The 13556-nt window shown below is 33.5% G+C and carries 12 protein-coding genes; 2 read left to right on the top strand and 10 right to left on the bottom strand.

Annotated features, from left to right (window positions below; all coding sequences use genetic code 11):
• Nucleotides 1-83 precede the first annotated feature (83 nt).
• Together HYI43_03135 and HYI43_03130 are read right to left on the bottom strand one after the other, a co-directional pair.
• The gene (locus HYI43_03135) at nt 84-1361 is read right to left on the bottom strand and encodes a cation:dicarboxylase symporter family transporter (protein ID UDI77591.1); all 1278 of its coding nucleotides are present in this window, start codon (nt 1359-1361) and stop codon (nt 84-86) included.
• 179 nt (nt 1362-1540) lie between these two features.
• Nucleotides 1541-1900, bottom strand: coding sequence for a DUF3139 domain-containing protein (locus HYI43_03130; protein UDI77590.1), 360 nt, complete (start codon nt 1898-1900; stop codon nt 1541-1543).
• 290 nt (nt 1901-2190) lie between these two features.
• On the opposite strand from HYI43_03130, the gene HYI43_03125 reads away from it, so the two are divergent.
• Nucleotides 2191-2634: a MarR family transcriptional regulator gene (locus HYI43_03125; protein ID UDI77589.1), complete on the top strand. Its 444-nt coding sequence runs from the start codon at nt 2191-2193 to the stop codon at nt 2632-2634.
• Nucleotides 2635-2853: 219 nt separating this feature from the next.
• Nucleotides 2854-3270: an Hsp20 family protein gene (locus HYI43_03120; GenBank protein UDI77588.1), complete on the top strand. Its 417-nt coding sequence runs from the start codon at nt 2854-2856 to the stop codon at nt 3268-3270.
• A 69-nt stretch (nt 3271-3339) separates the two neighbouring features.
• Here HYI43_03120 and HYI43_03115 read toward each other — a convergent pair whose 3' ends face one another.
• The 8 genes from HYI43_03115 to HYI43_03080 form a co-directional block, all read right to left on the bottom strand.
• Nucleotides 3340-4497 (bottom strand): NarK/NasA family nitrate transporter, encoded by a 1158-nt coding sequence (locus HYI43_03115; GenBank protein UDI77587.1) that lies wholly within the window; start codon nt 4495-4497, stop codon nt 3340-3342.
• 262 nt (nt 4498-4759) lie between these two features.
• Nucleotides 4760-5413: a response regulator transcription factor gene (locus HYI43_03110; protein ID UDI77586.1), complete on the bottom strand. Its 654-nt coding sequence runs from the start codon at nt 5411-5413 to the stop codon at nt 4760-4762.
• Between the two features lie 21 nt (nt 5414-5434).
• The gene (locus HYI43_03105; protein UDI77585.1) at nt 5435-6469 is read right to left on the bottom strand and encodes a sensor histidine kinase; all 1035 of its coding nucleotides are present in this window, start codon (nt 6467-6469) and stop codon (nt 5435-5437) included.
• 9 nt (nt 6470-6478) lie between these two features.
• Nucleotides 6479-6946 carry a GAF domain-containing protein gene (locus HYI43_03100; GenBank protein ID UDI79260.1) on the bottom strand — a complete coding sequence of 156 codons (468 nt, stop codon included), beginning with the start codon at nt 6944-6946 and terminating at the stop codon, nt 6479-6481.
• A 2-nt stretch (nt 6947-6948) separates the two neighbouring features.
• Nucleotides 6949-7632, bottom strand: coding sequence for a respiratory nitrate reductase subunit gamma (narI, locus tag HYI43_03095; protein UDI77584.1), 684 nt, complete (start codon nt 7630-7632; stop codon nt 6949-6951).
• Nucleotides 7625-8200, bottom strand: a complete 576-nt coding sequence (narJ, locus tag HYI43_03090; protein ID UDI77583.1) for a nitrate reductase molybdenum cofactor assembly chaperone — start codon at nt 8198-8200, stop codon at nt 7625-7627. Before narJ ends, narI begins: the two co-directional genes overlap by 8 nt.
• Nucleotides 8193-9746 (bottom strand): nitrate reductase subunit beta, encoded by a 1554-nt coding sequence (narH, locus tag HYI43_03085; protein UDI77582.1) that lies wholly within the window; start codon nt 9744-9746, stop codon nt 8193-8195. The genes narJ and narH overlap by 8 nt, the downstream gene beginning before the upstream one ends.
• Nucleotides 9736-13419: a nitrate reductase subunit alpha gene (locus tag HYI43_03080; GenBank protein UDI77581.1), complete on the bottom strand. Its 3684-nt coding sequence runs from the start codon at nt 13417-13419 to the stop codon at nt 9736-9738. The genes narH and HYI43_03080 overlap by 11 nt, the downstream gene beginning before the upstream one ends.
• Nucleotides 13420-13556 lie beyond the last annotated feature (137 nt).

Raw genomic sequence — 13556 nt, 5'->3', positions numbered from 1 at the left:
TACCCTGCTTTTAATTATGTTCATTCTCAATAAAAAAGTACCGAACTTTATAAGCTCGGTACAAAAAATGTCAGATTTCTATTTTAAATTGATTCTAAATATTTTTTACCTTTGTCTTTATCGTAAACTCTCTCCCATTTAGAGATGACTACAGCTGATAACGCATTACCAACAACGTTGACACATGTACGAACCATGTCTAATAAACGGTCAACACCGATGATTAATGCAAGACCTTGAGCCGGTAAGCCCATTGCTCCTAAAGTCGTAAGCAATACTACGATTGAAACGCCTGGAACACCTGCCATACCTTTAGACGCAACCATTAATGTTACCATTAGAACAATTTGTTCTGAAATAGATAAATGGATACCATACATTTGTGCAACGAATAACGCTGCAATTGATTGGTATAGGGCTGAACCGTCTAAGTTAAATGAATAACCGATAGGTATAACAAATGACGTAACATCTCTTGGTGCACCAAATTTTTCCATTTTACTCATCATAATAGGCAATACTGCTTCTGAGCTTGACGTTGAGAATGCCAGCAATAATTCATCTTTTAATATTTTGATAATTGAGAAAATACTGATTCCGCAAATTCTAGCAACGATACCTAAAACAACGATGATGAAGAATACCATAGCAAATACTACTACAAGGACTAATTTGGCTAATGGGATAAGTGCAGAAGCACCAAATGTCATTACAGTTGTACAGATAAATGCAAATACACCAATTGGTGCTAATTTTAAGATTTTATTAATCATCCAGAATACTGCTTCTAATGTACCATTAAGAAAACCTTTAACTGGGTCAGCTTTTTCCCCTATTGCAGCTAATCCTAATCCAAAGAATACCGCAAAGAAGATGATTGGTAATAATTCACCTTTCGTTAAAGCTTCAAATATATTTGTTGGTACTATGTTTACAATGGTATCAATAAAGTGATTTCCATATGTAGATTGTTCTGCTGCTGAAGCAGAAGATTGATATTTAGAAATATCGCCCTTAGGTAATTTTGATGGATCTAAACCAGCACCTGGTTTGAACAAGTTACCAATAATAAGACCTAAACCTATAGCGATTGTTGTTATAATTTCAAAGTAAAGTATTGCTTTCCATCCGTAACTACCAATTTTCTTTGAGTCCCCTAAATTCGAAATTGATAGCGCTAAAGCACAGAATACAATTGGAATGATGATCATTTTAATTAAGTTTAAGAAAATGTCACCGAAAGGTTTAATATAATTTGCTACATTATCTTGCCCAAATAATAATAAACCTACAACTACACCTAGCACCAAAGCAATCAAAACTTGCATTGGCAAGCTAATTTTTCTCTTGAACAGAGTCATGTTGGAACCCCCTTCATCTGACATCGCTTAATTATATCAGATAATTCAAAATAGGGATATAAAATTTTTAATACTATTAATTTTGATACTATTAGATTAAGCTGCAATGGTTAAAATTAGAATAAAAAAACTGTACAAAGATATGCTGCGCACATCTAAATACAGCTTATTGCTTAATATTAAGGTTTAAAACTTTGGTTAAAGTAGTTATGTTTCGCACCTTTGATACTTTTTTTAGTTTCAGTATCGAAGCCTTCTGAAAAAATACCCTGACGTGTACCAATTGGTTGAATCACATAAGTCATGTTTGGTTCATCTTTGAAGACAACTTCTTTATAATAAACACCTTTTTTAGCACTATATAATGTTTTTTCAGATTTTATATGATTACGCAAATGCTTTTGTTCTATATAGCTATCCACCATTTTAATATTTCTATGTCCTTGATATGTCTTCATACCAAAGAAGAAAATGATAGCCACAACTAATGAAATAGCCAAAATAATACATATTCTAATAATTTTCTGCTTGTTGCTCATTTAAAAGCTCCTTTGTTACTAACCTAGTCTCATTGTCATATGTCGTAAATTTATTATCTAAATTATTATGAATGATATCCTAATTTTTTTAAAGTGTTAATTATTTTTTGTAACAAAATGTCCTTAAAAATTTATCTCTAATTCAAAATAAATCAACACATTTGCACCATGTGTCGACGTACTCTCAAACTAATTCTAAAACTCTTTAAAAGTCCACAAAATACTGTGATATCAGGCTTGACAATAGTTTTAGTTCATACTATCTTTAAATAAGTTAAGGGTGGATAAATATGTATGTAAAGGACAGTTATTTAAGTAATCAATTATGCTTTTTATTATATGTATCTTCAAAAGAAGTTATTAAAAAATATACTTCATACTTAAAAGAGCATGATTTAACATTTACAAGCTTAATGGTTATTATGGCCATCGAAAACGATGAAAAAATAAATATAAAATCACTTGGGCGACGTGTCTTTTTAGATTCAGGTACCCTTACACCTCTCTTAAAGAAATTAGAGAAAAAAGGCTATGTGCAACGTATGCGTGAAAAAGAAGATGAAAGAAATTTACAAATCTCTTTAACTGAAAATGGCATCAACATTAAGCCAACACTTGAATCTATTTCTGACCAAGTATTTGATGACTTCGATATTCCAAAAGACGAAGTTAATAACCTCATCCAAAGCTTAAAACATGTTATTTCAAATAACTTTGACTATACTACTGAGTAATAAATAAACATGACAAAAGCACTACACATCATTCAATATTTTCATATAAACAGCATTATACATAATTAATCTTTTGTCATGTTCTTTTTTATATCCACATTTTTTAAATGCTTTATAATTGCTTTTACTTTACGCAATGGTACTCTATTAATATAATATAATTGAAAATTTTCACTTAACAGCTATGACATTCACTTTATTTAAAGGAGAGATTATAGTATGAATAATAGAGAGTTTTTTGATCAATCATTTTTCAAGAATAATCCAAAAGACGTATTTCGCGATTTAGGAGAGCAAGTATTTAATCAATTCTCATCAAAAAGTTTCCCAACTAATATCTACAATCAATCTAGCCAATATGTGCTTGAAGCAGAATTACCTGGTGTTAAAAAATCAGAAATTGAATTAAGTTTTGAGCATCATACTTTAACAGTTAGAGTTCAAAAGCAAGTTTCTGAACAAACTGGTAAAGTTCAATTAAGTGAACGTTCAAGTGGTGAATTAGTTAGACACTTCGAATTTGATGATATTGATAAATCACAAATTAAAGCAACATATGAAGATGGAATCTTAGTGGTTGTTTTACCTAAGGAAGTAAGTGCACAAGACCATACTACAACAATTACAGTAGAATAATTTATTTATTTTTAAATATAATAAAGCAAGCTAGCTTGAAAGTTCAATGTCTAGCTTGCTCTTTTTTAATTATTTTGCATATTCTTTTTTATACAAATGTGCCATAGTAATAAATGCTAAAATACCAAAGATGGCTAATAAGATAAATGCTAGATGGCTAGAACCAGTTAATCCTGTGATGTAGGTAATTACTAATGGTGGGAAAAAGCCACCTAATCCGCCCATCATAGAAACAATACCATTCGCAGCACCTGATTCTTCTGCAAAGTATGATGGAACTAATTTGAAGACTAATCCATTACCGATACCTGCACAGACACTAATTGTTAAACAACCAATTGTAAATAAAGCAATATGGCTAGAAATACCTAATAGCACTGCGCCGATAATCATAACGCTAAAATCGATCATTAATACTTTCACTGCATTAAATTTATCCCCTAGTATGCCACCTATTGGTCTTAAGAATGTTGCTAATGCAATAAATATACCAGATCGAATACCTGCATCCACTTTATCAATACCAAAGTTATTTACTAAATAGTTAGGTAAAAATAATCCAAATGCTACAAAAGCCCCAAAGGTAATGAAGTACCATAAACTTAAATAATATAATTTATAATTTGATGATAATTTTTTAAATTGTGATACTAATGGTACTTTCACTTTTGGTTCATTTTTATCACCAAGTATAAACATTAAGACTGCAAAAATTGCGATGATAATTAAATAGCTTCTAACTGTTGTTTGCCAACCTATAATACCGGCAATTGGTGGTGCTAAGAAAGATGACACTGCTGTACCAATATTACCCATGCCATAAATCCCATTAGCAAGTCCTACTTTATCTTTTGAGAAATATTTAGGTACAGACGTCACACCTACTGAGAATATTGCGCCTCCAACACCCAAGAAGAATCCTGATAACATTAACATTCCAGGTGTTTGTGCTTGTCCTAAAAAGAAAATAGGAAATAATAATACAATAAAGCTACAAAAGAATACCCATTTTGCTCCTACAATATTTGTTAAATATCCAAATGGTACTCGTAAGATTGAGCCTAGTATTACAGGGATAGCTAAAATAATTGATAATTGCCCTGGATTAACTTTGATATCCTGTGATATGTATGGCATTAATGGAGATATAATACTCCATGCCATAAAACCAACTACAAGACTCAACGTTTGTAATGTAAGCTGAAACCCACCTTTTGTCTTATTCATTTTTTCACCTTCATCATTATATTTTCTTTATCAGTAACTGTTATATAAAGAGGTCAAAAATTATATATTTCAATCACATTACTGATTACATTTAAATTCTAGTTAATTTGTGAAAAAATGAACATAAGGAATTTCCCTTATACTTACTAGGAATCCCCCTATATTTTTATCATTTTAAATTTAAAAAAACACCATAAAGAAAGCACTTATTTTAAGCTTCTTTATGGTTCTAAAGTCTGCATATTATTTATTAATTTAATAGTTAAAAATCTAATAATTTCTTTTTTAGCGCGTATTCTACTAACTCTGGTTTCGTCTTTAAATCTAGTTTAGTCATGATATGCGTTTTATGTGCTTCGACTGTTTTAACCGATACAAACAACTTTTCAGCTATATCTTTATTACCATAACCTTTTGCTATTAACGGTAATATTTCTAACTCACGTTTAGACAATATTTTAAATGGATCATTAGTTGATGCTTCATCAACGTTAGAGTTGTTCACAAATTCGTTTACAAGTGACGTTGTTAATTTCATATCGACATAAGTTTCGCCTTTATAGACTGTGCGTATCGCAAGTAATAGTTGTTCATCTGGTGAATTTTTCAAAATATAGCCTTTAGCACCATTACGAAGTACATGGAATAAATATTCTTCATCATCATACATCGTTAATATTAAAATTTTTGTTTCTGGAAAACTTTCTACAATTTTACTTGTGGCAATTAAACCAGATTCACCTGGTGGCATACTCAAATCCATGATCAAAACATCGGGTTTATATTCCATTACTTTTTGATAGGCTTCTACCCCATCGGCAGCAGTTGCAACGACTTCCATGTCTTCCTGGAAATTTAAAATCATTGAAAATCCAGTTCTTACAACTGCATGATCGTCTGCAATTACAATTCTCAATTTAAATTCCCCTAACATACTTTAAAGTGGTATTTCTAATGTAACAATTGTTCCTTTTCCTATGTGTGTCTCGATATCCACTTTTCCTTTAACTAATTCTGCCCTTTCATTCATCCCATATAATCCTAAACCAGTACCTTGAGGCTTTAATTTAGGGTCAAATCCTTCTCCTCTATCAATAATTTCTGCAATTAAATTATCCCCAGTCTGATGAACAGATACTTCGATTGAACTTACGCCAGCATACTTTAGCGCATTAAAAATTGCTTCTTGTACGACACGATAGACTACAGTTTCAATTTCATTATCAAATCGCTTATCCCTAATATTCGATTGATATGTTATTGCCAAGCCATAATTTTCTTCAAACTGTTTGAAATAAGACTTAAATGCAGCTTCTAACCCTAAATCGTCTAAAGATGAGGGTCTTAATTCTACTGATAAATTACGAATATCATTGATTAAGTTCGACATTAATCGTTCGATGTGCTCTGATTTTTCTACGAGTTGTGACATTTCTTGTTGATATTTTAACAATCTCAACTCAACATCAATATTCAACATTTCCTGGACCACACTATCATGTAATTCTCTAGAGATACGTTTTCTTTCATTTTCCTGTGCAGATATTGTTTTTCGTAACATCTGTCGTTGGTACATCTTTTCTTGACGTTCAATTTGAGGCGAAATATCTTGTAGTGTAAACGCATAAATTTTTTCCGTTTCGTCGATACATTGATATGAAGCCGTAAAAGGCTGCACACCATTCTTAATTGTTTTCATAAAAACTTGAAAATTAGTGTCATTCGGTGTTGATGTATCTAAATAACAATTGATACAACTTTGTAAAGCAAATTCATTGGAATATCCTTCACAACGTCTACAGATAGCATCTGTCATAGCTGCATAATTATTATCAATTGAAATAATTTCTTGTGCTGCTTTGTTCATTGCAATAATTTTGCTATCTTTATTTACAAAAACAATTTTCTCATTTGTTTTGTCATAATATTTTTTGAGTAAATACTCTAACGTTTCATCTTGAATATTTAGCACATGTATCACCTACATTTCTTCTGTGAATGTCCACAGTTTACCATGAATCGATAACGTTTCGTGATTAGGCAATGGCTTATTATCACGTTGTCCTAATAATAAAACACCTGATACTTGTTGATTGAGACATAACGGTATGGCAATGACAGCTGTTAAATTTTCACTGATTAAGATAGGATACTTAATCTTTTCTTCTGGTGATAAGTTTTTTGATACGTTATCAATAATCATGCGCTTAGCTGTTTTCATTACCATACCAGCTAGCCCACGGCCTTTTCTCAGAACTATCATTTTGTATCGATTATTTAAATTTCCAGATACATAGCGCCATTTAATAGGAGACAAAGTAGTATTATGTTCGTATAGTGCTACACCAGCAAAGTCATATCCTTCACTGATTCGCAAACGATCTAATTCATCTTGAAAATCTTGCACTTTAAATAAAGATTCACTAGGCACGCGTATTTCCCCTTCCATCATCATGAACGTGTTTTATGTTTACGATAAACAATATATCTTCTGTTCGTATAAGATAAAGGAACACTCCACACATGTACCAAACGGGTAAATGGCCAACATGCTAAAATTGTAAATCCAAGTAGAATATGAATTTTAAATGATAGCGGTACGTCAGTCATTAAACTCGCATTGGGTGAGAAAGTGAAGAGATGTCTAAACCATATCGAAATTGTTTGTCGATAATCAAAATCACTTACTAAAGCATTCGTTACTAAAGTTGAATAACAGCCCATGAAAATAATTAAAATTAATAAAAAATTGACAAAAATATCTGATGCTGAACTTAACCTTCTTACATTTTTTATAGTAATACGTCTCGCTGTTAAAAGAAACATGCCAATAAAAGTCATTATACCAAAGATACTACCGATATAAACAGCTCCGAAATGGTACATTTCTTCACTCACACCTAGTCCATCTATCCATTTTGCTGGAATTGCTAAACCAACTACGTGACCAAAGAATACAGGAATAATACCTAAATGAAACAATAAACTTCCCCATTTAAGCTGTTTCTTTTCTATTAATTCACTTGATTTCGCTGTCCATGAAAATTGATCATACTTGTAGCGTGCTAGATGACCCACGATAAAAATAGCAACACATAGATAAGGAAAGATAATCCATAAAAATTGATTAAGCATGAGATGTCACCTCATTTGGCATTTCTAAGCACGCTTTTAATGTATTTCTAAGTGCTCGAATCACATAAGCATAAGGGTTATTGTCCTGAGCTAGTTGATTGGCCATCTCATAAGTGCCATCTTCAATAATCATAATAACCAATTCAATATTTCCTTCTGCACGTGGATCGTTTTCCCATGTTGCTACATGCAAAAACTGTAACATCAATGGTAGATAATCTGATAACTCATTATCTACCATTTTTAAGCCAAACATTTCATACAATACTTTCAATTTCGCTAGCATTTGACCTCGTTCTTTTTGCGTATCAAATTTATTATAAGTCATATATAGTGGTGATTTTTTATTGAAATCAAATGTATCAGTATAAATCGCTTTAATTTCTGATAACGTGAATTGATGCATGATATCTCTATATTGTACTAAATCCTCATAACCAGGATGTGATGGCTCAATCGTTTCTTCAAATGTTTTTGGATGGAACGTCAATTTTTCAGGAAAATTAAGTTGCTGCGCAATGTAACCAAAACTTTCTTGATAATATTGAAATTGTTGTAAATTAATCACGGAAAATACCTCCATAGAAATTATCATTATAAATTTCTTGTCCTGTTTTTCCTGAACCTACGGGTACGCCACAACCTTCACAATTGTCTCCAAAGTACTCGCCACCATAGCCTTGACTACCTTGTGCATGATACGTATCTAAATATGTTTCTTTATGAGAAGTTGGTACCACGAAGCGATCTTCATATTTAGCCAAACCTAATAATCGATACATATCTTTAGTTTGAATTTCAGATAATCCAAGTCTCTCGAGTTTAGATGTATCAAAATCTTTACCTGTGACTTGTGAACGCATGTAACTTCTCATCATTGCCATTTTTTGTAGTGATTCTTTAACAGGTTGAACATCACCAGCTGTAAATAGATTAGCTAAGTATTCGATTGGTAAACGCATTTCTTCAATTGCTGGGAAGATCATATCTGGATTTTGACCAGCATTTTTTCCTTCGAAATAGCTCATGATCGGGCTCAATGGTGGACAATACCAAACCATTGGCATTGTTCTGAACTCTGGGTGTAAAGGAAACGCTAATTTATATTCAATAGCTAATTTATACACTGGTGAATTTTGCGCTGCTTCAATCCATTCATAACTAATGCCATCTTTTTCAGCTTGCTCAATCACTGCTTCATCAAACGGATTTAAGAAAATGTCTAATTGTTTTTCATATAAATCTTGTTCGTTTTCAGCTGAAGCAGCTTCATGTACTCTGTCAGCATCATATAATAGTACACCTAAATATCTCATTCTACCTGTACATGTTTCAGAACAAACTGTTGGTAATCCCGCTTCAATTCTTGGGAAACAGAATGTACATTTCTCTGCTTTATTTGTTTTCCAGTTGAAGTAAACTTTTTTATATGGACATCCTGTCATACAATAACGCCAACCACGACATGCATCTTGGTCAACTAAAACGATACCGTCTTCGTCACGTTTATACATTGCACCAGATGGACATGAAGCGACACAACTAGGATTTAAACAATGTTCACATAAACGAGGTAAATACATCATGAACGTTTCATCGAATTGGAACTTAATATCTTCTTCGATTTTTTGAATATTAGGATCTTCAGGACCAGTAATGTGTGCACCTGCTAAATCATCTTCCCAGTTAGGTCCCCACTCAAGGTTAAGTTTTTCACCTGAGATAAGTGAATGTGCTTTTGCAACTGGTGAATGTTTGCCTTCTTTAGCAGTAGTTAAATGTTCATAATTATAAGTCCATGGTTCATAATAATCTTTAATAAGTGGCATATCTGGATTGTAAAAGATTTTACCTAACGCAATTTTAGTCCAACGACTACCAGATTTAAGTTCTAATTTTCCTTTTTTATTTAAGACCCATCCACCTTTATAGTGTTCTTGGTCTTCCCATCGTTTCGGATATCCAACACCTGGTTTAGTTTCTACGTTGTTGAACCACATGTATTCCGCACCTGGACGGTTCGTCCAAGTGTTTTTACATGTTACACTGCAAGTGTGGCAACCAATGCATTTATCTAAATTTAACACCATTGCAATTTGCGCTTTAATCTTCAAGCCAATTGACCTCCTTCATCTTTCTTACTGCTACATATACGTCACGTTGATTTCCAATTGGTCCATAATAGTTAAAGTGATAACTAATTTGAGCATATCCACCTACAAGCTGTGTAGGTTTTAAATGAATTCTTGTTGGTGCGTTGTGTGAACCGCCACGTGTATCTGTTATTTCTGATCCTGGTGTTTCAATATGTTTATCTTGTGCATGGTACATAAACATAGTTCCTCTAGGCATACGGTGTGATGTAACAGCTCTTGCAGTAACAACACCGTTTCTGTTGTACACTTCTAACCAATCATTATCATTAATGCCATGTTCTTCTGCATCTTCATTTGATAACCAAACAACTGGGCCACCTCTAAATAATGTCAACATACGTTCATTATCTTGATATGTTGAGTGAATATTCCATTTTCCATGTGGTGTTAAATAACGTAATACTAACGCATCTTGTCCACCTTTAACTTGCTTATCTCTCGTACCAAATACCATTGGTGGTAACGTTGGTTTATATACTGGTAAGCTTTCCCCAAATTGTTGGAACACTTCGTGATCGATATAATAACTTTGTCTACCTGTTAACGTTCTAAATGGTACAAGTCGCTCTATATTTGTTGTGAATGGTGAATATCTACGTCCATTTTTATTTGAACCAGGGAACACAGCTGTTGGTATCACTTCACGTGGTTGTGACGTAATGTTTAAGAATGAAATCTTCTCTGATGCGCGTTCTTTTGAAATATCTTTCAATTCCATGCCTGTTTGATTTTCTAAATCTTCATATGATTTTTGTGATAATTTGCCATTTGTCGCTGAAGATATATTCAAGATGGCATCTGCAACTTTTCTGGCTGTATCGATACGTGGACGATTATTTCTGACTGATTCAGTATTTTCATCATTCCAAGTACCTACCATACTTTTAAGTTCTTCATATTCGTCTTTAACACTAAAGCTTACGCCATGTGCACCCACTTTTGCTTTTTCAAGAAGTGGACCTAAAGTCACATATTTATCGTAAATTTTAGTATAATCTCTTTCTACAACTACGAAATTTGGCATTGTTTTACCTGGAACAGCCTCAACTTCACCTTTAGACCAATCTTTAACGATACCGTATTCAGAACCCAACTCTTGTTTAGAATCATGGCCAAGTGGTGTCGTTACAACATCTTTAAATGTTCCAGGTAAGTAATCTTTTGTCATCTCAGAAACAGCTTTACTTAATGTTTTATAAATATCCCAGTCTGAACGTGATTCCCATAATGGATCAATAGCTGGATTAAATGGATGAATGAATGGATGCATGTCTGTTGATGATAAGTCATGTTTTTCATACCATGTAGCTGCTGGTAAGACGATATCTGAGTACAATGGTGTCGCAGTCATTCTGAAATCCAACGATACTAGTAAATCTAATTTACCTTCTGTATCTTCACGCCATTGAATTTCTTCTGGTTTATCTTCTTCATTAGGTTCAGCCATTAATCCTGAACGTGTACCTAATAAATGTTTCATAAAGTATTCTTGTCCTTTAGCAGAACTTGAAATTAAATTTGAACGCCAAACAAATAATGTTTTTGGATGGTTCTTTCTTAAATCTGGGTCTTCAATCGCAAATTGTGTTTCTTTATTTTTCACAGATTCGATTGCTCTATTTAAAATGGCTTCATTAGAATCATCACCCGCATCTTTGGCTTCTTCTCCAAATAACAAACTATTTTTATTAAATTGAGGGTATGATGGTAACCAACCTAATCTAGCAGCTGTAACATTATAATCAGCTGGATGTTGGTGCTTAATATTATTAGCGAGCGGTGATTTTAATTTATCAACATTCGATTCTTCGTATTTCCATTGGTCGGTTGCAAAATAGAACCAACTTGTACCATTTTGTAAACGTGGTGGTCCTTGCCAGTCTTTTGCAAAGGCTACTGTATTCCAACCTTCAATTGGGCGACATTTTTCTTGTCCAACGTAGTGTGCCCATCCACCTCCGTTAACACCTTGACAGCCACATAGCAGAACTAGATTTAAAATAGCGCGATAAATCGTATCAGAGTTGAACCAGTGGTTAATACCAGCGCCCATGATAATCATTGAGCGTCCTTTTGTATCGATGGCATTTTGCGCAAACTCTCTTGCTACTTGTGTAACTAATTCTGGTTTAATGCCTGTTACACGTTGTTGCCATGCTGGTGTATATTTTGATTCTGCATCATCATAAGATGTTGCTTCTAATTCATGGTTAAATCGTTTAATACCGTATTGACTTGTCATCAAGTCATATACTGTCGCAACATATACTTCCTTGCCATTCGCTAATGTGACTTTTCTAGCTGCAATCGGTCTTTCAAAGATGCCGTCTCCTTGACTATCAAAGTAAGGAAATTGTATTGTTTTAAGTTCATAATCTTCATCTGCCATAGACATTGCCGGATCAATTTTAGAACCATCTTCATTTTCTAATTTCAAGTTCCATTTTTTGCCTTCTTCCCAACGTTGGCCCATTGTGCCATTTGGTACTACAAATTGATGGCTATTCATATCGTGAATGACCGGTTTCCATTCACTATTTTCACTATCCATACCTAAATCACTTGCACGTAAAAAACGTCCTGCTTTATAACCATTGTCATCTTCGTCTAACATAATGACGAAAGGCATATCTGAATATTGTTTTGAATAGTTGATGAACATATCACTAGGATTATCTTGATAGTATTCTTGTAAAATAACATGTGTCATCGCTTGTGCTACTGCTGCATCTGTACCAGGATTAGGTGCTAACCAGTTATCCGCAAATTTAACATTTTCTGCATAGTCTGGCGCTACAGACACAACTTTTGTACCTTTGTATCTCACTTCTGTCATAAAATGGGCATCAGGTGTACGTGTAAGTGGTACATTTGACCCCCACATAATAATGTACGAAGCATTGTACCAGTCACTTGATTCAGGTACATCCGTTTGTTCACCCCAAATTTGAGGTGATGCAGGTGGTAAATCGGCATACCAATCATAGAAACTTAACATTTCTCCACCAAGTAAGTTAATAAATCTTGCACCTGCAGCATAACTTATCATTGACATTGCTGGAATTGGAGTGAATCCAGCTATTCTATCTGGGCCATCCTTTTTAATGGTATAAAGAATTTGTGCTGCAATGATATCAGTTACATCTTTCCAGTTAGCACGAACATGACCACCTTTACCACGCGCTTGTTTATATGCCTTAGCTTTGTCTTCATCTTCAATAATAGATGCCCATGCAGCAATACGATTTCCATTATTTTCTTCTAACGCAGTATTCCATAAATCTAATAATTTTCCTCTAATGTATGGATATTTCACACGAAGTGGACTATATTCGTACCAAGAAAATGAAGCACCACGAGGACAACCACGAGGTTCAAATTCTGGCATATCTGGTCCACAACTTGGGTAATCAATTTGTTGGTTCTCCCAAGTGATAACACCATTTTTAACAAATACTCTCCATGAACATGATCCTGTACAGTTAACACCGTGCGTTGTTCGAACTACTTTATCGTGACTCCATCTTTCACGATACATTTTTTCCCATTCTCTACTTTTGCTCTCAAGCACTGACCAGTTTCCATTAAATTTTTCAGTTGGTTTGAAAAAGTTTAATCCAAATTTTCCCATCTATATGAATCCTCCTACCGTAAAAGGTAATAAGCTTAGTTCGTTCTGCCGTTAACTATTTAACTTAATTTGATTGTACATTTTTTCACATGCATTAGGTATTAGGGAATGTCCTAATTTGTGTAGCGGAATCCCTG

This window comes from Staphylococcus taiwanensis (assembly GCA_020544305.1).
Classification (GTDB): domain Bacteria; phylum Bacillota; class Bacilli; order Staphylococcales; family Staphylococcaceae; genus Staphylococcus; species Staphylococcus taiwanensis.
Note: the sequence above shows the minus strand (reverse complement) of the source record. Positions and strands in the feature narration are given on the sequence as shown.

Bases quoted from the DNA above. Each gene is read 5' to 3' on its own strand.
- HYI43_03135 (UDI77591.1), bottom strand. From the start codon at position 1,361: ATGACTCTGTTCAAGAGAAAAATTAGCTTGCCAATGCAAGTTTTGATT.
- HYI43_03130 (UDI77590.1), bottom strand. From the start codon at position 1,900: ATGAGCAACAAGCAGAAAATTATTAGAATATGTATTATTTTGGCTATT.
- HYI43_03125 (UDI77589.1), top strand. From the start codon at position 2,191: ATGTATGTAAAGGACAGTTATTTAAGTAATCAATTATGCTTTTTATTA.
- HYI43_03120 (UDI77588.1), top strand. From the start codon at position 2,854: ATGAATAATAGAGAGTTTTTTGATCAATCATTTTTCAAGAATAATCCA.
- HYI43_03115 (UDI77587.1), bottom strand. From the start codon at position 4,497: ATGAATAAGACAAAAGGTGGGTTTCAGCTTACATTACAAACGTTGAGT.
- HYI43_03100 (UDI79260.1), bottom strand. From the start codon at position 6,946: ATGGAAGGGGAAATACGCGTGCCTAGTGAATCTTTATTTAAAGTGCAA.
- narI (UDI77584.1), bottom strand. From the start codon at position 7,632: ATGCTTAATCAATTTTTATGGATTATCTTTCCTTATCTATGTGTTGCT.
- HYI43_03080 (UDI77581.1), bottom strand. From the start codon at position 13,419: ATGGGAAAATTTGGATTAAACTTTTTCAAACCAACTGAAAAATTTAAT.